21 protein-coding genes are annotated in these 20,222 nt (G+C 74.8%); 6 read left to right on the plus strand and 15 right to left on the minus strand.

Annotation, left to right across the window (positions count from 1 at the left end):
* Window positions 1–50 precede the first annotated feature (50 nt).
* The 3 genes from ACIF6L_RS13485 (at window position 51) to ACIF6L_RS13495 (ending at window position 2,518) form a co-directional block, all read left to right on the plus strand.
* Window positions 51–851, plus strand: coding sequence for a DUF6597 domain-containing transcriptional factor (locus ACIF6L_RS13485; protein WP_396489066.1), 801 nt, complete (start codon window positions 51–53; stop codon window positions 849–851).
* 190 nt (window positions 852–1,041) lie between these two features.
* Complete coding sequence (locus ACIF6L_RS13490) at window positions 1,042–1,440, plus strand: VOC family protein (RefSeq protein WP_352292756.1); 399 nt, start codon at window positions 1,042–1,044, stop codon at window positions 1,438–1,440.
* Between the two features lie 184 nt (window positions 1,441–1,624).
* Window positions 1,625–2,518, plus strand: a complete 894-nt coding sequence (locus tag ACIF6L_RS13495; RefSeq protein ID WP_396489064.1) for a carbon-nitrogen hydrolase family protein — start codon at window positions 1,625–1,627, stop codon at window positions 2,516–2,518.
* A 120-nt stretch (window positions 2,519–2,638) separates the two neighbouring features.
* Here the strand turns inward: ACIF6L_RS13495 and ACIF6L_RS13500 are convergent, their stop codons facing one another.
* From ACIF6L_RS13500 to ACIF6L_RS13510, 3 genes are all read right to left on the minus strand, one after another.
* On the minus strand, window positions 2,639–3,325 hold the full coding sequence (locus tag ACIF6L_RS13500) for a rhomboid-like protein (protein WP_396489063.1): 687 nt from the start codon (window positions 3,323–3,325) through the stop codon (window positions 2,639–2,641).
* Window positions 3,325–3,684: a hypothetical protein gene (locus ACIF6L_RS13505; protein ID WP_359835920.1), complete on the minus strand. Its 360-nt coding sequence runs from the start codon at window positions 3,682–3,684 to the stop codon at window positions 3,325–3,327. Before ACIF6L_RS13505 ends, ACIF6L_RS13500 begins: the two co-directional genes overlap by 1 nt.
* 344 nt (window positions 3,685–4,028) lie before the next feature.
* On the minus strand, window positions 4,029–4,403 hold the full coding sequence (locus ACIF6L_RS13510; RefSeq protein ID WP_396489061.1) for a hypothetical protein: 375 nt from the start codon (window positions 4,401–4,403) through the stop codon (window positions 4,029–4,031).
* Between the two features lie 515 nt (window positions 4,404–4,918).
* On the opposite strand from ACIF6L_RS13510, the gene ACIF6L_RS13515 reads away from it, so the two are divergent.
* Complete coding sequence (locus tag ACIF6L_RS13515) at window positions 4,919–5,422, plus strand: GNAT family N-acetyltransferase (protein ID WP_359806717.1); 504 nt, start codon at window positions 4,919–4,921, stop codon at window positions 5,420–5,422.
* Window positions 5,423–5,712: 290 nt separating this feature from the next.
* Here the strand turns inward: ACIF6L_RS13515 and ACIF6L_RS13520 are convergent, their stop codons facing one another.
* From ACIF6L_RS13520 to ACIF6L_RS13565, 10 genes are all read right to left on the minus strand, one after another.
* Window positions 5,713–6,852, minus strand: a complete 1,140-nt coding sequence (locus ACIF6L_RS13520; protein WP_396489059.1) for an acyl-CoA dehydrogenase family protein — start codon at window positions 6,850–6,852, stop codon at window positions 5,713–5,715.
* Window positions 6,849–7,676 carry an HAD family hydrolase gene (locus tag ACIF6L_RS13525; RefSeq protein ID WP_352292765.1) on the minus strand — a complete coding sequence of 276 codons (828 nt, stop codon included), beginning with the start codon at window positions 7,674–7,676 and terminating at the stop codon, window positions 6,849–6,851. Before ACIF6L_RS13525 ends, ACIF6L_RS13520 begins: the two co-directional genes overlap by 4 nt.
* Complete coding sequence (locus tag ACIF6L_RS13530) at window positions 7,673–9,124, minus strand: condensation domain-containing protein (protein ID WP_396489057.1); 1,452 nt, start codon at window positions 9,122–9,124, stop codon at window positions 7,673–7,675. The genes ACIF6L_RS13525 and ACIF6L_RS13530 overlap by 4 nt, the downstream gene beginning before the upstream one ends.
* A gap of 46 nt (window positions 9,125–9,170) precedes the next feature.
* Window positions 9,171–10,439, minus strand: coding sequence for an MFS transporter (locus ACIF6L_RS13535; RefSeq protein WP_359806723.1), 1,269 nt, complete (start codon window positions 10,437–10,439; stop codon window positions 9,171–9,173).
* A gap of 108 nt (window positions 10,440–10,547) precedes the next feature.
* A complete protein-coding gene (locus ACIF6L_RS13540; protein ID WP_359806725.1) occupies window positions 10,548–11,297 on the minus strand; it encodes a class II aldolase/adducin family protein in 750 nt (249 codons plus the stop codon).
* Window positions 11,294–12,013 carry a dihydrodipicolinate reductase C-terminal domain-containing protein gene (locus ACIF6L_RS13545; RefSeq protein ID WP_329485255.1) on the minus strand — a complete coding sequence of 240 codons (720 nt, stop codon included), beginning with the start codon at window positions 12,011–12,013 and terminating at the stop codon, window positions 11,294–11,296. The genes ACIF6L_RS13540 and ACIF6L_RS13545 overlap by 4 nt, the downstream gene beginning before the upstream one ends.
* Entirely contained in the window at window positions 12,006–12,269 is a 264-nt protein-coding gene (locus ACIF6L_RS13550; protein ID WP_329485254.1) for a hypothetical protein, read from the minus strand. Before ACIF6L_RS13550 ends, ACIF6L_RS13545 begins: the two co-directional genes overlap by 8 nt.
* 27 nt (window positions 12,270–12,296) lie before the next feature.
* A complete protein-coding gene (locus ACIF6L_RS13555) occupies window positions 12,297–13,763 on the minus strand; it encodes a class I adenylate-forming enzyme family protein (protein ID WP_396489055.1) in 1,467 nt (488 codons plus the stop codon).
* Entirely contained in the window at window positions 13,744–15,120 is a 1,377-nt protein-coding gene (locus tag ACIF6L_RS13560; protein ID WP_396489053.1) for a nitroreductase family protein, read from the minus strand. The genes ACIF6L_RS13555 and ACIF6L_RS13560 overlap by 20 nt, the downstream gene beginning before the upstream one ends.
* 1,616 nt (window positions 15,121–16,736) lie before the next feature.
* The gene (locus ACIF6L_RS13565) at window positions 16,737–17,330 is read right to left on the minus strand and encodes an MBL fold metallo-hydrolase (RefSeq protein WP_329485251.1); all 594 of its coding nucleotides are present in this window, start codon (window positions 17,328–17,330) and stop codon (window positions 16,737–16,739) included.
* Window positions 17,331–17,471: 141 nt separating this feature from the next.
* On the opposite strand from ACIF6L_RS13565, the gene ACIF6L_RS13570 reads away from it, so the two are divergent.
* Window positions 17,472–18,380, plus strand: coding sequence for a GlxA family transcriptional regulator (locus tag ACIF6L_RS13570; RefSeq protein WP_396489469.1), 909 nt, complete (start codon window positions 17,472–17,474; stop codon window positions 18,378–18,380).
* 312 nt (window positions 18,381–18,692) lie between these two features.
* Here ACIF6L_RS13570 and ACIF6L_RS13575 read toward each other — a convergent pair whose 3' ends face one another.
* On the minus strand, window positions 18,693–19,322 hold the full coding sequence (locus ACIF6L_RS13575; protein WP_396489051.1) for a hypothetical protein: 630 nt from the start codon (window positions 19,320–19,322) through the stop codon (window positions 18,693–18,695).
* 31 nt (window positions 19,323–19,353) lie between these two features.
* Window positions 19,354–19,665, minus strand: a complete 312-nt coding sequence (locus ACIF6L_RS13580; RefSeq protein ID WP_329485247.1) for a DUF4193 domain-containing protein — start codon at window positions 19,663–19,665, stop codon at window positions 19,354–19,356.
* Between the two features lie 251 nt (window positions 19,666–19,916).
* Between ACIF6L_RS13580 and ACIF6L_RS13585 the strand changes: the two genes are divergently transcribed.
* On the plus strand, window positions 19,917–20,087 hold the full coding sequence (locus tag ACIF6L_RS13585; RefSeq protein WP_329485246.1) for a hydrophobic protein: 171 nt from the start codon (window positions 19,917–19,919) through the stop codon (window positions 20,085–20,087).
* Window positions 20,088–20,222 lie beyond the last annotated feature (135 nt).

The following is a 20,222-nucleotide window of genomic DNA, read 5'->3' on the forward strand; positions in this document are numbered from 1 at the left end:
CCCGGGGGCCGGGCGCCGTCTTGAACAAACGCGACGGCTAGCCTGGCGGCATGACCTTCCCGGACTTCGGACGCGGAGTGCTCCATCCCGGCCGGGCCGCGGCCGCGATCAGCCTGATCCGGTACGAGCCCGCCCCGGAGCTGGCGCGTTTCGTCGAGTTCTACTGGCTGGTGCGCTGGAACCGTGACGGCCTGCCCGCCCACGAGCAGAAGGTGCTCGTCCACCCCAGCGTCCACCTCGTCCTGGAGGCGCCGGCGGCCCACGTCCACGGGGTCGGCAAGTCCCTCTTCGTCCGCAGGCTGGAGGGGACCGGCCACGTCCTCGGAGTCAAGTTCCGCCCCGGCGGCTTCCGCCCGTTCACCGACCGCCCGGTGGCCGACCTGGCCGACCGGATCGTCCCGGCCGCCGAGGTCTTCGGCCCCGGGGCGGACCGGCTCAACGACGAGGTGCTCCGCGGTGCCGGGGACCTCGCCGCCCTCGCCGCCCGGGTGGACTCCTTCCTGCTCGCCCGGACGCCCGCGCCCGACCCGGTGGCCGAGCAGGTCGCCGCGATGGTCGAGCGGATCGCCGGCGCCACCGATCTGCGCCGGGTCGACCAACTGGCCGAGGAGTTCGGCATCACGGTGCGCCGCCTGCAGCGGCTGTTCGCCGAGTACGTCGGGGCCACCCCGAAGTGGGTGCTGCGCCGGGCCCGCCTGCACGAGGCCGCCGAGCGAGCCGACCGCGGTACCGACATCGACTGGGCGGCGCTCGCCGCCGACCTCGGCTACGCCGATCAGGCCCACCTCACCCGCGATTTCACGGCCACGGTCGGTACGCCACCAGTCCGCTACGCCTCGGGAAGGCCGTAACTCCGGCCACCGGCAGGCGGGTTGCCGCTCGCACCGAGGGCCCGGGCCGTTCCCTCGGCCGATGGGGTTCGAGCAGCGGGTGACCGGATCGCGGCCTGCCCGGAATCCACTCGCCGATACCGGGCCGATTCTGTCCGGTATCGGCCATAACGTGTGGTCGACAGCACGACGTACTCCAGGAGAAACACCCGTGAACCTCGTCTCGATCCGCGTCATCACGGCCGACGTCGCACGACTGGTCGGCTTCTACGAGCGCGCCACCGGCGTGACGGCGCAGTGGGCCAATGAAGACTTCGCCGAACTCACCACCGCCACGGCCGCGCTCGCCATCGGCAGCACCCGCACCGTCCCGCTCTTCGCGCCCGGCTCGGCCGAGCCGGGCGCGAACCGCAGCGTCGTCATCGAGTTCCTCGTCGACGACGTCGACCGCGTGCACCGCGACCTGACCGGCGTTGTGGAGGACTTCGTCAACGAGCCCACCACCATGCCCTGGGGCAACCGCTCGCTCCTCCTCCGCGACCCCGACGGCAACCTGGTGAACTTCTTCACCCCGGTGACCCCGGCCGCCCGGCAGAAGTTCGCCCGCTGACCTCCCCGGTCCGGAACGGCGAGCCGCGGCACCCGGAGGGCGGGGCCGCGGCTCGTCCGCACGGGCCGGGGCGCGGGAGGTGGGCCGGTCGGTGGCCTGATCCGCTCGCGCGGGATCCGGTCATCGGCGGCCCGTCCGCGGCCGTTCCCCAGAGCCGGCGAGCGTGGCGTTGTATCGTCGCCCGATGGCGAGGACATTGCGGTTGGCGGTGGCGCAGAGCACGGTCCCGGAGGACCCGCGGGACGAGGAGGCGATCCGGGGCGCCGGGCGGCAGATGCGGGCGCTGATGCGTCAGGCGGCGGGTGCGGGCGTCCGGTTGGTGCAGTTCCCGGAGGGCTCGCTCGTCTACCCGGACAAGCACGTGGTCGCCGGCCGCCCGGAGGGAGGCCTCGGCCCGGCGAACTGGGAGGGGGCCGCCTGGGACGTCCTGCGCGAGGAGGCGGAGGCGGTCGCCGGGCTCGCGGGGGAGCTGGCTCTGTGGACGGTGTTCGGCTCGATCCACCCCCTCACCGCCCCCGGCCGCCCGCACAACAGCCTCTACGTGGTCTCGGACGAGGGCCGCCTCAGCGCCCGTTACGACAAGCGTTTCCTCTCGCACACGGAGCTCTCCTACCTCTACACCCCGGGCACCGACCCGCTCGTCTTCGACGTGGACGGCATCCGCTTCGGAACCGCCCTGTGCATCGAGGCGAACTTCCCCGCCCTGTTCGCCGAGTACGAGGCCCTGGACGTCGACTGCGTCCTGCTCTCCGTCATGGTCGACGACGCCGCCCGCGCCACCCTCGCCCAGGCCTACGCAAACCTCTACTCCTACTGGCTCGGTTACGCCCTGCCCGCCCAGTACAGCGCCACCGTCCCTGCCGGCCTGGTCGCCCCGGGCGGCCGCTGGCTCGCGCGCTGCGCCGGCGACGGTCGGCCCGGCCTCGCCATCGCCGACCTCGACCTCGACAGCACCGAGCCCGACATCCACACCGCCCTGCACCTCGTCCGCCCCTGGCGCCGCCTCGCCCGCACCGGCCTCTACGACGGCCACACGGCGGCCGACGACCCCCGCAGCGCCGACCGCACCGCGTTCTGACGGCAGACGATCCCGTCCCGCGGGCACGGGCTCTCGGTGTCCCCGGCCCGGCGCCCCCGCGCGTGGGACGACCTGCGGCGGCCGGCCCGTCGAGGGGCCTCCACCCGGAGTGGCGGCGCCTCAGCGACGAGGGCCTCCGGACGGCGCCGGCGCCGCGCCCGGACGGGCTCGGCCTGCCACGGGTGGCAGGCCGAGCCGGTGGGCGCCCGCGATGGCCAGGCCGGCGGCGAAGGCGAGCACATGGCCCACCGCGGACACCTCGCCGTCCCCGAGCCCGGACAGCAGGTCCGGTGCGGCCACCGCCAGCATCACCAGCCACACCGCCCGCGACCACGCCGGACGGGCCACTACGATCGCCACCGCCAGCGCGGCGACCACCACGTAGGACGGGCCGGTGTCCAGCACGTGCGCCCCGGCGGCGGGCAGTTCGCCGTGCTCGACGCGCCACCACACCAGCGCCTCCGTCAGCCCGGTCGCGGTCAGGTGGGCCAGGGCCAGTCCCGCCACCGCGCGGCGGGCGCCGAGCGCCGACACCACGGCGAACACGGACAGCGCGAAGACCGGCCACACCCAGAGGGTGCTCTGCGGTACGAACACGGACACCGTCAGGGCTTCGACGGGGTGCCCCGACGGCCAGAGGCGCAGGTTGTCGAGGTTGGTCGACGCCCACTCCCGCAGTGCCAGCACCTGCTCGGACGGCAGCAGCCGCAGGACCGGCCACATCACGGCGAGCACGGCGACGAACCAGAACGCCGGGTTCCGTATCAGCCGCCGCAGCGAAGCGCGCGTCGGGCGCGGGCCGGCCACTACCGGGCGCGCCGCGGCCGCGGACCGCCGACGAGCGCGGCGCCCGCGGCGACGGCCACCGCACCGGCGGCCATCAGCCCGTGGCGGGAGCGCCAGGACAGCACCGACCAGCGCGAGTTGGCGGACAGCAGTGACCCGAGGGAGAGCCACGACCCGGCGGACAGCACGGACAGGGCCGAACCGGCGGAGCCGATCGACAGCACGCTGCCGACCGACCCCACCGAGAGCACCGAGCCGACCGAACCGATCGACAGCACCGAGGCCACCGAGCCGATCGAGAGGGTGGAGTCCTCGGACCACCGGGACCACGAGGGCGAGGACGACACGGACGAGGCCGCTGCGGCCACCGAGGCCGACAGAGCCGATGACGAGGGATCGTTGCGTTCCGACACCCGCCGATCGTATGCCGCCCCGGCCCCGCTCCACCCGCCCCGGCCCCGCTCCACCCGCCCCGCCCCGGCGGCCCCCGGCCGTGGGCGGCCCGCGAAGATGGTCGGCCCCCTCGCGCTCGTCGACGCGAGGGGACCGGCCACCAGCGTACGGGTGGTGCGGGCCGGAGCCGGCCCCGGCTCCTCCGCTGCCCGCGGGAGACCGGCCCTTGCCGACCGGACGGGGCACCGGTGCCACCGGCCGTCCCGTTACCGGGCTTCTCCGTCCGCCGAGGGGAACCCCGGCCGCCGCCGTCGCACCGGGACGCCCTGCGTCACAGCGGGGTGAGGACGTCCTGGTGCAGCCCGTCGAGGACGAAGCCGCTGTCCAGCCGGACCCGGACCGTCACCCGCCGCCCCTGCTCCCGGTACGCGGCCCACGCCGGCTCCAGCGCGGCGATCTCCGTCTCCAGCCGCTCCCGGCTCGCCGCCGGCATGGTGTGCCCGTAGTCCTCGAACAGTGCCTTGAGCCGCTGGTACTCGCGGACCTCCGTGCTCTCCGGGAGCTCCCCGTCCACCCGCTCGACGGTGCCCTCCGCCCCGGCCCCCAGCGAGAGGAACCCGACGGCGGCCCCGGGTTCCCCGGCGACCGCCTCACCGATCGCCAGGTCCTCGGCCAACCTCACGCGTCGGCCCTCGTCCAGGGTCATCCGTTCTCCGCCTCTCCGTCGGTCACTGCCACCGGCGCGGGCGGCCTGCGGCCAGGCCATTATCCGTCGGTCCCCGGCCGTCGACGCCGGGCGCCCCCGGGCGGGCACGCCCGCCCGGCCTCCGGTTGTCCGGTGCGGCGCAGCGTACGCCTGGGGGCGGTTTGGGCTGGGCCGTTCGAGTGGCGGCGGGGTTCGGTGCCCCGGCGACGTGGGCAGAGCCTGCGGCATGACGACACCTTCGACCAGTGGTCCACTACGCCGGCGCCATCCGGCCTCCCCGGCCTCCGCGGCCGCCCCGGTCCGCGTGGCGAGGCCGGCGGCACCGGCCCGGCCGCGCGTGACGGGCGGGTGCTGTCGGACCTGGTCCAGCCAGCACCTCACGCCGGGCGGCGCGGCCGTGCGCACGACCTGGCACGAGATGGCGTGCCGGGACTGGACCCGGCGGTGACCACCGGGCGGGGGTGCGGGGGAAATCCAGGAGCCCGGATGCCCGCGCGGTGCTACGGTCGGGCGCCATGAACTGGCTTCCCGACGACTTCGTCCACCCCGTCCTGGTGCCGCTGCCGGGTGGCGGTCATCATCTGCGGCCGATCCGGGAGGCGGACACCCCGCTGGACTATCCGGCGGTGATGGGCTCGCGCGAGCGGCTGTGGACCCTCTTCGGTCCGGCCTGGGGCTGGCCCGCGGCCACGATGACCTACGAGGCCGATCAGGCCGACCTGTTGCGGCACGAGAAGGAGATCGCCGCACACCAGTCCTTCAACTACGCGCTGTTCGACACGGCGGAGACGGCCCTGCTGGGCTGCGTCTACATCGACCCGCCGGAGCGGGCCGGCGCGGACGCCGAGATCTCCTGGTGGGTGGTGGACGAGCTGGTGGGCAGCGGGGTCGAGCGGGCGCTGGACGCGCTGGTACCGGAGTGGATCGCCGCCGACTGGCCGTTCGGGCGGCCGCGCTTCGTCGGCCGCGAGATCTCCTGGTCGCGCTGGCTCGCCCTGCCGGCACACCCCGGCGCGTAGCACCGGGGTGCGCCGGAGCGCCCGCCCCGCGGCGCTGTCGGGAGTCCGGGCCCGCACGGGAGAGCGTGACGGTGTGGTGGGGGGGGCGCGGGGGGGGGGGGGGCCCCCCCCCCCGCCGGGGGGCGGCCCCCGGGGGGGGGGGCGCCCCCCGGGCGGGGGGGGGGGCGCGGGGGGCGGGAGCCACGGGGGGGCCCACCGCCGGGGGGGGGGGGGGGGGGCGGCCCCCCGGGGGGGGCGGGGGGGGGGGGGGCGCCCCGCCGGGGCCGGCCGGGCCCCACCACACCGCGGTGTCAGGCCAGGCCCTGGGCGATGACCAGCCGCTGGATCTGGTTGGTCCCCTCGACGATCTGCAGCAGCTTGGCCTCACGCATCCAGCGCTCCACCGGGTGGTCGGCCACGTAGCCCGCGCCGCCGAGCACCTGGACGGCGTCGGTGGTCACCTTCATCGCCATGTCGGTGGCGAAGAGCTTCGCCTTGGCCGCCTCCAGCGAGTAGGGCAGGCCGGCGTCCTTGAGGCGGGCGGCCGCCAGGGTGAGCGCCCGCGCGGCGGCGACCTGGGTGGCCATGTCGGCCAGCATGAAGCCGATGCCCTGGAAGGAGATGATCCGCTCGCCGAACTGCCGGCGCTCCTTGGCGTACCGCACCGCGTAGTCGACGGCGGCCTGGGCGAGGCCGACCGCGCAGGCGGCGATGCCGAGCCGGCCGCAGTCCAGCGCGCCCATCGCGATCAGGAAGCCCTTGCCCTCGCGGCCGATCAGCCGGTCCGCGGGGACCTGGACGGAGTCGAAGCCGATCTGGGCGGTAGGGGAGGACCAGACGCCGAGCTTCTTCTCCCGCTCGTGCACCACCATGCCGGGTGTGCCGCCGGGCACCACCAGGCAGGAGAGGCCGCGGGCGCCCGGCCCGCCGGTCCGGCTGAACACGTTGTAGAAGTCCGCGTAACCGGCATGGGTGACCCAGGACTTGGTCCCCGAGATCCGGTACCCGCCGTCCTCCTTGACCGCCTTGGTGGTGAGCGAGGCCGCGTCCGACCCGGCCTCCGGCTCGGACAGGCAGTAGGCGCCGAGGAGTTCGCCGCCGAGCATGGCGGGCAGCAGTTCCTCGCGCTGGGCCCGGGTGCCGTAGGTGGCGGTGCCGAAGCAGGCGAGGTTGTGCACGTTGACCGACTCGGCCACGGCGAGCCAGTGGTAGGCGACCTCCTCCAGCGCCTGGAGGTAGACCTCGTACGGCTGCCCGCCGCCGCCGTACTCCTCGGGGTAGGGCAGGCTCAGCAGTCCGGCCTTGCCGAGGGTGCGCACGACCTCGCGGGGGAACTCGTGGTTGGCCTCGAACTCGGCGACTCTCGGGGCGAGTTCGTTGGTGGTGAGGTCCCGGACCAGGTCGAGCAGGTCGGCGGCCTCCTCGGTGGGCAGGATGCGCTGGACCTTCATCGGGCCACCTCGGTGAGCGTCGGGTGCTGCGACCGCAGCAGGTTCTCCAGGACGACGGCGACGCCGTCCTCCTCGTTGGAGGGCGCGATCAGGTCGGCCTCGGCGTGCAGGGCGGGGTCGGCGTTCGCCATGAACACCCCGCGGCCGGCCCAGCGGATCATGTCCAGGTCGGTCCGGGCGTCGCCGAAGGCGATCACCTCCGAGGGGGCGATGCCGCGCCCGGCGCAGAGCTTCTCCAGCGCGGCGATCTTGCTCACCCCGTGGGCGACCAGGTCGACCACACCGCTGTGGTGGTGGGAGACGGTGACCAGCCCGCCGAGGATCTCCTCGACCTCCGCGGTGTCGATCTCGCGCAGCCGGGGTGTGACGGCGAAGAGCTTGAGCACCGGGACGTCGATGGTCTCGGGGTCGGCGCGGTAGGACTCGCCGATCAGCAGCGGCTCGGGGTAGTCGGGTGCGTAGCCGACCCGGCGGTCCGCCAGCATCCAGCCGATCCTGGCGTCCGGCAGCGCCCGCTTCAGCCGGGCGGCCGTCTCGCGCGCGGTCGCGGCGTCGATCGTGGACGCCTCGGTCAGCTCCATCGACGGCACCTGCCAGAGTGCGGCGCCGCCGCAGCAGATCGCCTCGCCGGTCAGGTCCAGGGCCTCGACGATGTACTCGATGGCGGCGGCGTGGCGGACGGTCACGAAGACCGTCTCGATGCCCTGCTCGTGGGCCAGGGCGACGGCGCGGCGGGTCCGCGGGGCGACCGAGTAGTCGGGGCGCAGCAGGGTGCCGTCGAGGTCGACGGCGATCAGTCGGGGCAGGTCGGGGGTGGCGGTCATGCGGGGAGCTCCTCGATCGGGGTGCCGGGCGCGTCCACGCCGTGCTGCAGGAACGCGTGGATCAGGCGGACGAAGCGCGTGGACCAGTCGCGGCCGTAGAGGTCGTGGCGGTACCGGAGTTCGAGCGCGATGCCGTCCTTGCGCTGGTAGCCGATGACCCGCAGGCCGCCGCGCGGGACTTCGGGCATCGGGATGCCGATCGGCTGCACGCCGAGGCCGGTGGGCTGGAGCAGCGGCTCGCGCTCGTCCTCCACCATGTCCATGTCGAAGTTGAGGTAGATCGGCACGCTGCCGGGCTCGCGGAAGCGGATGCCGTACTGCTCGGGAGCGAGTTCCCGGCTGATCAGCGAGAACGGGATCCGCTGGTGGCGCATCGCGTTGAACAGCGTCTGCGCCTCCAGGCGGACGAGTTCGCCGAACGGCGTCGCGCCGGTGAAGCGGGTGCGGAAGGTGGCCGGGGTGGCCACGTAGCCGACCATCGCGTCGGTCTCCGGCCGGGTCCGGTTGGCGAGCGAACCGAAGGTCGCCACGTCGCCGGCGGCGTCCTCGCCCACCGTCTCCAGGCGCAGCCGCCACATGGCCGCCTTGAGCGCCGCGGAGACCACGACGGCCGAGGTCACCCGCTCCTGGGCGGCGAACTCCTCGACGGTGGTGCTCAGTTCCGGTCCGATCGGTTCGAGCAGTTTGGTCACGCCCGGCTCGGCGCCGGTCGGCGCCTGCGGGTCGGCCAGGCCGGAGGCGGGGATCGGGGTGATGCCGTCGAGCTGCTTGCGCCAGTAGCCGAGCTGGCGCTCCAGCTGGACGCCGTCCAGGTGGCCGTGCTGCCAGAGCGCGAAGTCGGGGAACTGGACGCCGAGTTCGGGGAGCGCGGGGACGGCGTCGCCCTGCTCGGTGGCGTAGATGGTCAGCAGATCGTTGATCATGATCCGGGCCGACCAGGCGTCGAAGACGATGTGGTCGGTGGTCATCGAGAGCACGTGCAGGCTCTCGCTCACCCGGCCGAGCACGGGGCGGAACAGCGGGCCGGCGGCCAGGTCGAAGGGCTGGTTGGCGTGCTCGGCGAGCAGGGCCAACACCCGCGGCAGGCGGGTCTGCGCCGGCTCGTCGGGCGCCTCCAGGACGGGTAGGGCGCGCGGCTCCGGCGGGAGCAGCAGCATCACGTGCTCCTCCCCGGCCGCCTCGTCCACCTCGGGGAAGACGGTGCGCAGGGTCTCGTGGCGCTCGGCCAGCAGGTTCAGACTGCGCTCCAGCAGGGCGACGTCGAGCGGCCCGTCGAAGCGCAGGCCGAGCGCGATGTTGTTGTTCACCTGGTGCACGTGCCGGCCCCAGAGCAGGCGCTCCCGCTGGGTGTGGGTGGCCGGGACGGCCGCGCCCCGGGTGGCGGGGCGGACCTCGGTGGAGGTGTTGGGTTCCGGCCGGGTGACGTGGACGGTGGTGGGGATCGTCATGGTGTGGCGGTCCGTTCGCAGGGAGAGGCCCGGGGCGGCCGGGGAGTCAGGCGGATCGGTCGGACTTCGGGTGCAGCGCGGGGTGGGCGAGCAGGGGCAGCAGCAGGACGATCGCGGACAGCGCGCTCAGGGTGGCGAAGCCGAGGCGTTCCAGGACGACGCCGGACAGTGCGGCGCCCGCGGCCGCGGCCAGGTTCATCGCCATGTCGGAGAACCCCTGGGCGGCCGGGAGTTCGGCGACCGGCACGCTCTCGGAGAGCAGGACCGAGGCCGCCACCAGCACCGCCGACCAGGAGAGCCCCAGCAGCGCCAGCGCGATGGAGAGCTGGACGACGTCGTCGCCGTCGGCGGTGCCGCAGAGCCACAGCGACAGCAGCATCGCGGCGGTGCCCCCGTAGAGCACCGGGGTGCTCCGGAAGCGGTCCACGGCCCAGCCGAACAGGGTGGAGAAGCCGTACATCCCGGCCAGATGGCCGCTGAGCACCATGCCGATCACGCCCAGGCCGGTACCGGCGTGGTGCATGTGGATGCCGGTCATCGACATCACGGCGATCATCACCAGGTGTCCGGCGACGATGCTGAGGATCGCCAGCACGGCCGGCCGGTTGCCGCGCAGCGCCTTCAGCATGGTGCGCAGCGGCGGCGGCTTCTCCCGTTCCCCGGCCTCGTCCTGCCCGCGGGCCAGCAGCAGCGGGTCGGGGCGCAGCAGGACGGCGATCGCGGTGAACGCGATCGCGAAGCCGACGACCGCGAACAGGTAGGTGCCGGAGAGCGGCGGCAGGCCCAGGTGTTCGGCGATCGCCGCGCCGGGCCCGGTGAGGTTGGGGCCGATCACGGCGCCGACCACGGTGGTGGTGAGCACGAGCGACATCGCCCGGCCCCGGTGCTGCGGTTCGGCCAGGTCGGCGGCGGCGAAGCGGGCCTGCAGGCCGGTCGCCCCGGCGGCGCCGTAGAGCACCATGCCGACCAGGAACAGCGGGAAGCTGTGCGCCACGGCGGCCACCACGCAGGCCACCGCGCCCACCGTGGCGGCCAGGTAGCCGGTGGCCAGCCCGGGCCGGCGCCCCCGGACGTGGGTGATCGCCGCGATCGCCCCCACCGCGGCCGCGCCGCCGAGCGTCGCCGCGGTCTGCGACAGGCCGGCGAGGGTGGCGCTCCCGCCGAGGTCCTCGGCCAGCAGGCTGGTGACGGCGAAGCCCGTGGCGATGCCGCTGCCGCTGATCACCTCGGCGACGACGAGCGTCCGGACGGTCCGTCGCTGCACCCGGGCGCGGTCGTGGCGCGGCGGGTCGGTGGTGGTGGTCAAGGTCGGCATGGCGCTCCGGCTCTGTGCGTGTCTGCGGGGTCTGTGCGTGTCTGCGGGGGTGATGGGGGGATCTCCGGCCGCCCCGAGGGGCGGCCCGTGGCGGGCCGGGCCCGCGGGTCAGCCGCGGGCCCAGTCGGCGGTCTCGGGCCAGTGCCGGCCGACCCGGCGGACGGCGTAGTCCCAGTACGAGCGGACGGAGAGGTCGGCGTAGATGAAGTCCTGCTTGGCGGCCACGTCCTGCTCGGTGGACCAGGCGTACGGGACGCCGGTGCCCTCGGCGGTCAGCTGGAGCCGGCAGGCGCGCTCCAGCACCTGGGCGAAGACGGCGGCGTGCCGCACGCTCTTGCCGACGATCACGCCGCCGTGGTTCCGCAGCAGGACGGCCGGGTGGTCGTCGAGGTCCTTGGCGATGTGGTCACCGGTCTCGATGTCCAGGACGGTGTTGCTGGTCTCGGTGAACAGCCCGATCCGGTCCCGGAAGTACGCGCCGTCGTGCGAGATCGGGCGCATCGGCAGGTCGGTGGCCCCGAACAGCAGGGTGTACGGCGCATGGCTGTGCACGATGCCGTTGACGTCCGGGCGCGCCCGGTAGATCGCCTGGTGGAGCGGCAGCTCCGGGGGCGCCAGGGGCGGGGCGGGCAGCGTGTGGTCGACCGGGCAGCGGACCACGTCGGCGGGGGCGGCCTCGTCGAAGCCGACCAGGGCGCCCTTGATGAAGAACTCGTCCCGGCCGGGGATCCGGGCCGAGATCTGGCCCTGGTTGAAGTCGTCGTGCCCGTCGAGGGAGAGCATCCGCGCGCCGACCGCGACCTGGAGGACGAGCCGGCGTTCGGCGGGGCTCAGCGGCCGCCCCTCTGCGGTGGTCATGGCGTGCTCCTTGCTGTCAGGTCGTCGTAGACGGTCCGCATGGTGACCAGGCCGGGAGGCGCGGTGCGGGCCCAGTCGGCGGCCGTCAGCGCACCCCTGGCCGGCACCGCCCAGCTGCCGACGTGGTGCCGTACGTGCAGCGACTCGCCGTCCCAGGTGTGGGTCAACTCGTGTTCGCTGACGGGGAGTCCGGCGCGCTCGTCGGCGATGTCGGCCACCTCCCGGCCGCTCGCGCCGGCCCAGGCCCGGGCCAGGACCACGGCGGTGGCGCTCGGCCGGTGCGCCTTGCCGATCGGGTGCCGCTCCCGGACGGTGGTGGTGGCCGCGCCGAGCGGACCCCTGGTGAGGGCCGCGGTGAACTCGGCGATGCGCAGCTGGAGGTAGTGGGCGAAGGAGAGGTTGGTGGCCCGGACCACCGGGACCACCGTCGCCAGCTCCGCCAGGGACGTCCACTGGGCGTCCGTCAGGTTGGAGACACAGGCGACGAGCGGCACCCGGTGCGCCGCGCAGTAGTCGAGCACGTCCGGGTGCGCGTCGGGCGCGCTGGCGTCCACGAGGACGTCGGGCACGGCGTCGACCTGCCAGCCGCCGCCGCGGGAGGCGGTCAGCGAAACCCGCGTGCCGTCCGCCCGGCAGGCCGCCAGCAGCGCCGCGCCGAGCCGCCCGCGACCGACGACGCCCAGGGTGGGGCCGCCGGTCGCGGGTGCCTCAGGCATCGGCGCCGACACCGCTGGCGACCACCAGCGCCGCGACGCTGTCGATGGTCTCGTAGTGCTCGGCGTCGACCTCCGGGTCCAGGTAGACGCCGAGGTCGTTCTCGATGCTGTCGATCAGGCGCATGTAGGAGAGCGAGGAGAAGCTGACCGCGCGCAGCGAGTAGCCGGCCTCGGCGAGCTCGCGGGCGGTGAAGCTGCCGTCGCCGGCCGCGACCGCGAGGTCGAGGATCTTGGTGTGGAGGGAGCTGTTGTCCATGGGGTTCTCCTGGGCTGGGGGAGGGGGTCAGTTGCTCTGGGCGTCGGCGAGCAGCCGCCGCAGGCGCTCGACGGAAGGCTTGCCGATCGAGTTCACCGGGATCCGGTCCACCAGGTGGAGGACCGAGGGCACCTTGAAGGAGGGCAGCACCGCCGAGCAGTGGCTGCGCAGGGACTGCGCGGTCGGACCGGGCCCGACGGCGACGACGGCGGCCAGGATCGGCTCGCCGTGCCGGCTCTCGGCCTCGAAGGCGACCGCGTCCAGCACCCCGGCGGCCTCGCGCAGCACCTCGGTGACCTCGATCGGGTCGATCTTGCGCCCGCCGACGTTGACCAGCCGCCCGGTGCGCCCGGTCAGGTGGAGCACGCCGGCGACCAGGTGGCCCTGGTCGCCGGTGCGGTAGCGGCCCTCGGCGTCGATCCGCTCCTCGAAGACGCCGGGCGCGTTGAGGTAGCGCGAGCCCATGGACTCGCTCCGGACCCGGACGCCCTGCTCGTCGGCGATCAGTTCCACGCCGGGCAGCGCGGTGCCGAGCCCGGTGCCGTCACCGTCGGCCGCGTAGGTCAGGGGCCCGGCCTCGGCCACGCCGTAGTAGTTGTGGACCGGTACGCCGGTGAGCCGGGTGAACTCCTCGCGGACGCTGTCGCGCAGCGGGGCGCCGGAGGAGATCGCGGCCCGGACACCCGTGAAGCCCCCGGTCGAGGAGCGCCGCACGATCGACTCGTACAGTGCCGGGAACGCCACCAGGCGGGTGGCGCCGGTGCTCTCCAGCAGCCGCACGATCCGGGAGGCGGTCGGCAGGCCGCGTGACAGGTGCAGCGAGGCACCGGGCAGGAAGGCCGCCAGCAGCGAGGTGTTGAAGGCCAGGCCGTTGGAGAGCGCGGCCAGGCAGGCGATCCGGTCCTGGGCCGAGAGTCCGGTGCCCTCGGCCCAGTTGCGGGCCGCCGCGAGCACGGCCGTGCCGGAGAACTCGATGCAGTTGGGCCGGCCGGTGGAGCCGGAGGTGAAGCGGCACACCTCGGTGCCGGGCAGCAGCGGCGGGGGAGGGGTGGCGGAGCGGCGCACCCGGCTGACCGTGAGGCCGCCGAACTCGCCTCCCGCCGTGAGGACTTCCGCGGTGACCTGCTCGACGTCGGCGTCCGGCGCGTGGATCAGCAGGTCCAGCCCGCAGTCCTCGGCGATCCGGGACAGCTCGAACGGTCCGAAGGCCGAGTCGGCCAGGAAGGGGACCGCGCCGGCGAACAGTGCCGCCAGGTAACCCACCACGTAGTCGGTGGAGTTGGTGGCGTACAGGCCGATCCGCAGTCGGTCGCCGGCCACGCCGTACGGGGCGAGCCGGGCGGCGGCGGCCCGGGCCCGGTCGGCCAGTTCGGCGTAGCTGAGCGACGCGTCGGGGTCGGTGACCGCCACGCGGTCGCCGTGGCGGGCGAGGGCGTCCGTGAAGGCGTGGGGAAGGACGGCGTTCATCGTGGCCTCACCGCTCGTTCTGGGCATGGGCGGTGGCCAGCCGGTCGAGCTTGACGCCGGAGTCGTCCGGACGGCCGAGCATCAGGACGTAGAGGATCTCGTCGCTCTCCGGCAGCCCGGCCAGGGTGTGCCAGAGCGCCGCGTCGAACCCGCCGACGCCGGTCACGCCGATCCGGGCGCGGTTCGCTCCCAGATAGAGCAGCTGCCCCAGGGCGCCGCAGCGGAAGGCCAGCTCGCGGAGGTCCTCGGCGCCGGCGGCCGAGTCGCCGGCGCTGTCGGTGAGCGCGGTGCGCGGTGCGTGCAGCAGCACCACGGCGGCGGCGCCGGCGAGGGTGCGCTGCTGCATGCAGGCGCGCACCACCTCGTCGGCGGAGGGCAGCCGGCCGGTGCGCCGCGCGCCCTCGCCGGTCAACGGGTGCACGGCGTTCTGTCCGGGTTCCTCGGCCGACCGCAGGACCAGGGTGGCGCCCATCGGCGAGGCGGCCGGCAGGTCCGTCCGCACCGGCGTGGAGAGGGCCGAGACGGCCTGCCAGACGTCGGCCGCGGGGACGGTGCCGGGAACGAACGCCTTGCTGGAGGCCCGCGTGGCGAGCAGCTTCGGCCACTCGGAAGGATCGCCCAGACCGGGCTGCCCACCGGCCGCCCGCCCGCGGTCGCGCAGGTCCGCGAGGGGGGCGAGGGCGTCGGGTGCGCCGTCCGTCCCGGCGTGCTCCGCCCGCGCGGAGAGGGAGTCCCAGCAGGTCTGCTCCAGCCAGGACCGCCAGGTGGGCGCGTGTCCGTCCCGGGCGGCGCCGTCGTGCACCGTCCAGCGGGTCCAGGCGTCGTCGGCCTCGGCCGCCGGTACCAGGAGGGCGGAGTGCACCTCCCGGCAGTTCTCGCCCGCCTCCAGCAGGCCCGAGAGGGGCAAGCGGGGGAAGCGCAGCCGCAGCGTCCCCGGCGCGCCCCGGCCGGTGGTGGCCAGCAGCAGGTTCCCGGCGGCGTGCCCGGCGTCGAGCTGGGTGTACAGGTAGCCGCGGTCGCCGTACTTGCGCATCGACAACCAGGGCCGGGTGAGGGTGACGATGACCGCGCCGCCGTCTCCGGGGATCGCCAGCGTCGAGGCGTGCAGTGCTCCGGCGACGTCCCCGGTGGCCAGCCGGGTGCAGGTACGGCGGTCGGCGTCGACCCGGAAGGCGGCCGGCGCGCCGTTCTCCATGGTGAGGACGGCGAACTCGTAGGGGTACACGGCCCCGGCGGACGGGACCGCCCGAGCCCCGTGCGACCTGCGGGAACGGTCGGCCCGGCTGGTCAGCGCGCCTTCCTCCAGCAGGGACAGCGCGAGTCTGAGGCCCGGAGCCGCGGCCGGCTCGGCGGGCGACTCGGACGGTGCCGCGGGCAGGGCCATCCGGGCCCACATGTCGGCTTCGAAGTCCGGCGGCGCGTGCTCGGGTCTACGGGCGAGGGGTACTGCTCGTACGGCGGGTATGGCTGATGTGTCTGCATTGCCTTGCACGTCTGACGAAACCTCATCTCGTCTGGTGGCACGGCCGACCAGGCCTGCGAGAGGGCAGGCGAAAGCCCCCCGGCCAGTTCGGCAGATGGCATGCGGCGGCTACAGGGAACTGTGTACAGACTTCGACATGACTGTGCCGCCCGCGTCATTGCGGGCGTCGACAGCCCGTCCCCCGTGAACGGCCTGTGTGAAGTGGATGAATCACCTGTTCCGCGCCCTGGGTAAGCGGCGGCTGGCGATCATCCTGTGGCACCCACGTGAGCGCTGTCAAGGATTGGCGTAGACCATCGAGGGACTGTTCGGCGGCCCCCGGCGGGGCGGTCGCGACCTGCCGAAAGTGACCGCGGCGCAGAGCTGGCGATCATTCAAATCGCCTGTAGCAGACGCTGGTTCGCGGACAATACCGACATTGGACCCAAGCCCCCCGTCCCGGGCGGCGCGACCGGCGCCGGCCGGAGCGCTCGCTCCCGGCGGTGGCGGAGACCCACCCACGCGGTCGCTTGACGACCCGCGTGTCCGCCCCCGGTGTCCGCCCCGCCGGCCGGACGCCGGGCCGGCGCAGACCGGTCGGTCCGCGCTGCCCCGGCCGATACCGCGGGACAGGTATCTGCGGACCGGCCCGACGGTGATTCGATCCGGAACGGAGCCGGACGGAATGTCCCTCGGCCTCGGCCGAGAATCCGTCGAATACCCTGGGTGAAACGGCGCGAAGTATGTCCGAGGAATTTCCGGTGATCGCCGGAACGGGCGATATCCGGCGTGGGCCGGATTCCCTGGTCGCGGGGAATCGGCATCGGTCGGAACGCCGCGCATCCGCCCGCTCCGAGACGTGCCCGACGGAGCTGGTGATCCATCGTCACGGGCCGCCCGGGCGCGGGGTCCGGTCGGCGCCGACCGGGGAATTCCGGACCGGCTCCGAGCGGCCCGGCGACTCGTCGGCCGACCGCCTCTGCCCAGCGGATTCCGAGGCCGGGGCCGGCGGAACCGAACCCGCGCCGACGGACCTGCGGAGCGCCGCCGAGCAGGGCGCCCACCTGGGCGACCGCGCCGGGGAAGGCGGGCTGGAGATCCCCGCGGGCGCCCTCGGGTCGGACCGGCCGGGATTGCGCCGAACCCGGCCGGTCCGCACGCGCGAACCGGTCGCGCGTCCCGCATTCCCGCACGGGGAGCGCGCCGACATCACCGACCGGTCCATGACGCCCGCCGAAGCGCCGGAGGTTTCCTTCGTCGGCGATCGGCTCCCCGTTCCGCGGCGTTCGGCTCGCCGTTGTGCCGCGTTCGGGTTCGGCGCCGGTGGGCGTGGGCGGCGGGGCGGCCCGGTCGGGCGGCGCGGCACCACCGGCCCCACGACTCGGCCCGCCCGTCGTGGTGATGGGCACTCGTGCGAGTACGTACGGTCCCCCTGGGATCGGCGCAGTTCGTACGGGCGAGGACGCGTCCTCGTGTCCTGGCGGTTCCGGGTCCCGGTGGACTCCGCCGGGCGGCGCCCGACCGGGCCGGCCGGACCGCTACCGCGGGGTGGTGTCGTCCGCCACGAAGGGCCCGCCGTGGCCGGGCACGATCAGGTCCGCCGCGGCCAGCACCCGCAGCCGGGAGGCGCGCAGCACCTCGCGGTCCGGGGCCACCGGGTCGTCCGCCGGGCCGTCGGCGTGCCACCACAGGTCGCCGGCGAAGGCCACCACGCCCGAGTCCGTGCCCGCCAGCAGGGTGATGTCCTCGGGGCTGTGGCCCGGGGTGCGGATCAGCCGCAGCGACGGGGTGAGTTCGTAGCCCTCGGCGTCCCGGTTGGTCCAGTGGTCGCCCAGGTACTCGACCTTGTGGTCGTGCACCCGGGCCCGGCCGAAGAGGCCCACGTTCATGGTGTTGTCGGGGTGGTGGTGGCTGAGCACCACGTCGGTGATGTCGTCGGGGCCGAGGCCCAGTTCCGCGAGCGGGGCGAGGATGTGGTCACGGCTCGCCACCATGCCCGGGTCGAAGATCACGTGCCGTCCGGCGTCGGAGATGTAGGAGACGGTGGCGGCGACCCCGGGGCCGGTGGAGCCCACATAGCCGGTGGTCAGGACCTTGAAGGCGGCGCTGCGGCCGAGCGGTGCGTCTGTCATGGCTTCGATCCTTCCGGTCTTGACGGCGGCTCACGAGTGGCACGTCTGCCGGTGACCGCAGGATTCGTGCCAACCCTGTGCGACACTGCCTGCGTGCCGCCTTTCCGGACCGTCGCCGCCTACGTCCCGCCCGGCGCGGGCATGCTCGCCGTCGGCATCGTCACCGAGGTGTTCGGTCCGCACGGAGCGGCGGTGCCCGGTTTCGACTTCGCCCTCTGCTCCGACCGCCCCGGACCGGTGCCCACGGACTGCGGAGTGCCGCTCGCTGTCCCGCACGGACTGGACCGGTTCGCCGGCGCCGATCTGCTCATCGCGCTGCCCGGGGCCGGATTCCGTGAACCGCCCGCCCCCGCCGTGCTCGACGCGCTGCGGGCCGCGCACGCGAGCGGCGCCGTGGTCGCGGCCCACTGCGTCGGCACGTTCGCGCTCGCCGCCGCCGGACTGCTCACCGGCCGGCGGGCGACCACCCACTGGCGGTTCGCCGACCTGCTCGCCGGCCGCTACCCGGACGTCACGGTGGACCCGGACGCGCTCTACATCGACGACGGAGACGTCGTCACGGGCGCCGGAGCCGCCGCGGGTTTCGACCTCTGCCTCCACCTGCTGAGGCGGGAGTACGGCGCCGCCCTGGCCAACGCCGTCGCCCGCGACATGGTGCTGCCCTCCCACCGCGACGGCGGGCAGGCCCAGTACCTGGCCGCGCCCGTCCCCGAGAACGGCCAGGACGAGCGGCTCGCCGAGGTCCTCGGCTGGGCCCGCGAGCACCTCCACGAGCCCCTGCCGGTCACGGAACTGGCCCGCCGCGCCCTGATGAGCAGGCGCTCCTTCGCCCGCCGCTTCACCGCCGCGACCGGCACCACCCCGCACGCCTGGCTGCGGGACCTGCGCCTGAGCCGGGCCGAGGAACTCCTCGAAGCCACCGACCTGCCGGTCGAGGAGATCGCCCGCCGGGTCGGCTACGGAAGCGCCGCCGTCCTGCGCGACCAGTTCGTGCGGCGCCGGGGAGTCCCGCCCCGCGCCTACCGGCGCGCTTTCACCGGCACGCCGTGACGGTCCGGCAGGTCCGCCCCGGCCCCCGGCGTCCACCGTCGCCACGCGCCCGGCGGATGTCCGGCCGTGCGCCGTACGGGGCACGAGGGCGTTCGCGGACGGCGGCCGTGCTGTCGGACCCTCCTCCTATCCCCCGCGGGTACGGGGACTCGCCGCTCCGGAGGGTGCGCAATCTTCGCAGAAGCGTCACAGCTGGGTCTGGAACCCTCACAGCCGGGCTGCCTAGGCTCCGCATGCGCACGACGACGTGCGCGGAGCCGCCGACGACCGGTGTGGGCCGGCCACCCCGGCAGCACGGGAAGACCACATGGACTACTGCGCACCCTGCCGCCGCCATCTGAACGGCGCGATGACCTGCCCCGGCTGCGGGGCCCCCGCGGCGACCCGGGAGACCCTGCCGGACGCGACCCTGACGCCGTCCCAGGGACCACCGCCCGCTGTGCCACCGCCTCCGGCGGCCGGCCGGTCCGCCGCACCGGCCCGGTCCCGGCGTTCCGGGCGCCGGCCGGCGCGGCGGGCCGGCGTGCTCGCGCTCTCCGTCGTCGGCCTGGCAGTCGCGGGGCTCGGTGCCGCGGCCCTCGCCGCGAACGGCAGTGAGGGCGCCTCGCCCGCGCCGGCCGCGGGCGGGCCGGTCGCGACGCCCACGCCGAGTGCCCCGACCTCCGCCGCGCCCCCCACCGCGACGGGCGGGACCACGGTCCCGGCCGCGCCGACCACACAGCGCACCGGCGCGAGCCGTACCGCCTCCGCCACGGCCACCAGGAGCACCGCCCCGCCCGCGCCGACGAGCAGTCGTGCCCCGGAGTCGCCGCCTCCCGTCCCGGCCGCTTCGAGCACGGCCCCGCCCACCGCCCCGCAGCCCTCGACGGCCGCTCCGCACCCCTCGGCCACCGTCACCGCGAAGCCGACGCCCACCTGCACGCCGTTCCTCTTCTGGTGCACGTAGCGGGTCGCCCGCTCACCGCCCGCCCGGTCAGTCGCCGGGGGCGGGCACGCAGTCCCGGCAGACCGGTTGCCCGTCCTCCTCACGGGAGAAGCGGCTGCGGTGGTGGACCATGAAGCACCGCGCGCAGGTGAACTCGTCCCCCTGGACGGGCACCACCTGGACGGTGAGCTCCTCCCCTGAGAGGTCGGCGCCCGGCAGCTCCACGGACTCCGCCTCCTCCGCCACGTCCACGTCCGGCGTCCCGCCGGAACGCTCGGCACGCTGCCTCTTCAACTCCTCGACGCTGTCGACCTCCTCGTCGTCGCTGTTCGTACGCGGGGCGTCGTAGTCGGTTGCCACTGCTGCACCTTCCGTCGGAGGGATCCGGTACGCGCGGGGGGCGGACCGGATCGTCACGCCTCGGACCACTGTCCCCCGCGCCCGCCGATCACGCAGGCGGGGTCGCCGACCGGGGCGTCCGCGACGGTCGCCGACGGCCCGCCGCCGCCGAACAAGCGAGGCCCTTGCCCCGGACCGCCGGAAAGATTCGTACGAATAGGCGAGCGGCCCCCGGGGCAGTCGGGTGCTCGACACCGACTGCGGAGGTTCCGATGGTTCCCCTTCTTCTCGTTCTCCTGCTCGCTCTGCTCCTGTTCGGCGCCGGGTTCGCACTGAAGATTCTCTGGTGGGTGGCGATCGCCGTACTGGTGCTGTGGCTGGTGGGCTTCGTGGCCCGTGGTACGCACTCCTCGGGCCGGCGCCACCGGTGGTACCGCTGGTAGGTCACGCCCTCAGGATCCGGCCCGGGGGGGGGGGGGGGCCGGGGGGGGGGGGGGGCCCCCCCCCGGGGGGGGGGCCCCCCGGGCCCCCCCCCCCGGGGGGGGGGGGGGGGGCGGGGGGGGGGGGGCCGCGCCAAC

It is taken from the genome of Kitasatospora sp. NPDC086009, assembly GCF_044540385.1.
GTDB lineage: Bacteria > Actinomycetota > Actinomycetes > Streptomycetales > Streptomycetaceae > Kitasatospora.

Excerpts from the sequence above, each read along its gene's own strand:
- ACIF6L_RS13485 (WP_396489066.1), top strand. The coding sequence starts at position 51 with ATGACCTTCCCGGACTTCGGACGCGGAGTGCTCCATCCCGGCCGGGCC.
- ACIF6L_RS13495 (WP_396489064.1), top strand. The coding sequence starts at position 1,625 with ATGGCGAGGACATTGCGGTTGGCGGTGGCGCAGAGCACGGTCCCGGAG.
- ACIF6L_RS13510 (WP_396489061.1), bottom strand. The coding sequence starts at position 4,403 with ATGACCCTGGACGAGGGCCGACGCGTGAGGTTGGCCGAGGACCTGGCG.
- ACIF6L_RS13515 (WP_359806717.1), top strand. The coding sequence starts at position 4,919 with ATGAACTGGCTTCCCGACGACTTCGTCCACCCCGTCCTGGTGCCGCTG.
- ACIF6L_RS13520 (WP_396489059.1), bottom strand. The coding sequence starts at position 6,852 with ATGAAGGTCCAGCGCATCCTGCCCACCGAGGAGGCCGCCGACCTGCTC.
- ACIF6L_RS13525 (WP_352292765.1), bottom strand. The coding sequence starts at position 7,676 with ATGACCGCCACCCCCGACCTGCCCCGACTGATCGCCGTCGACCTCGAC.
- ACIF6L_RS13530 (WP_396489057.1), bottom strand. The coding sequence starts at position 9,124 with ATGACGATCCCCACCACCGTCCACGTCACCCGGCCGGAACCCAACACC.
- ACIF6L_RS13535 (WP_359806723.1), bottom strand. The coding sequence starts at position 10,439 with ATGCCGACCTTGACCACCACCACCGACCCGCCGCGCCACGACCGCGCC.
- ACIF6L_RS13540 (WP_359806725.1), bottom strand. The coding sequence starts at position 11,297 with ATGACCACCGCAGAGGGGCGGCCGCTGAGCCCCGCCGAACGCCGGCTC.
- ACIF6L_RS13545 (WP_329485255.1), bottom strand. The coding sequence starts at position 12,013 with ATGCCTGAGGCACCCGCGACCGGCGGCCCCACCCTGGGCGTCGTCGGT.
- ACIF6L_RS13550 (WP_329485254.1), bottom strand. The coding sequence starts at position 12,269 with ATGGACAACAGCTCCCTCCACACCAAGATCCTCGACCTCGCGGTCGCG.
- ACIF6L_RS13555 (WP_396489055.1), bottom strand. The coding sequence starts at position 13,763 with ATGCCCAGAACGAGCGGTGAGGCCACGATGAACGCCGTCCTTCCCCAC.
- ACIF6L_RS13560 (WP_396489053.1), bottom strand. The coding sequence starts at position 15,120 with ATGGCCCTGCCCGCGGCACCGTCCGAGTCGCCCGCCGAGCCGGCCGCG.
- ACIF6L_RS13565 (WP_329485251.1), bottom strand. The coding sequence starts at position 17,330 with ATGACAGACGCACCGCTCGGCCGCAGCGCCGCCTTCAAGGTCCTGACC.
- ACIF6L_RS13570 (WP_396489469.1), top strand. The coding sequence starts at position 17,472 with ATGCTCGCCGTCGGCATCGTCACCGAGGTGTTCGGTCCGCACGGAGCG.
- ACIF6L_RS13585 (WP_329485246.1), top strand. The coding sequence starts at position 19,917 with ATGGTTCCCCTTCTTCTCGTTCTCCTGCTCGCTCTGCTCCTGTTCGGC.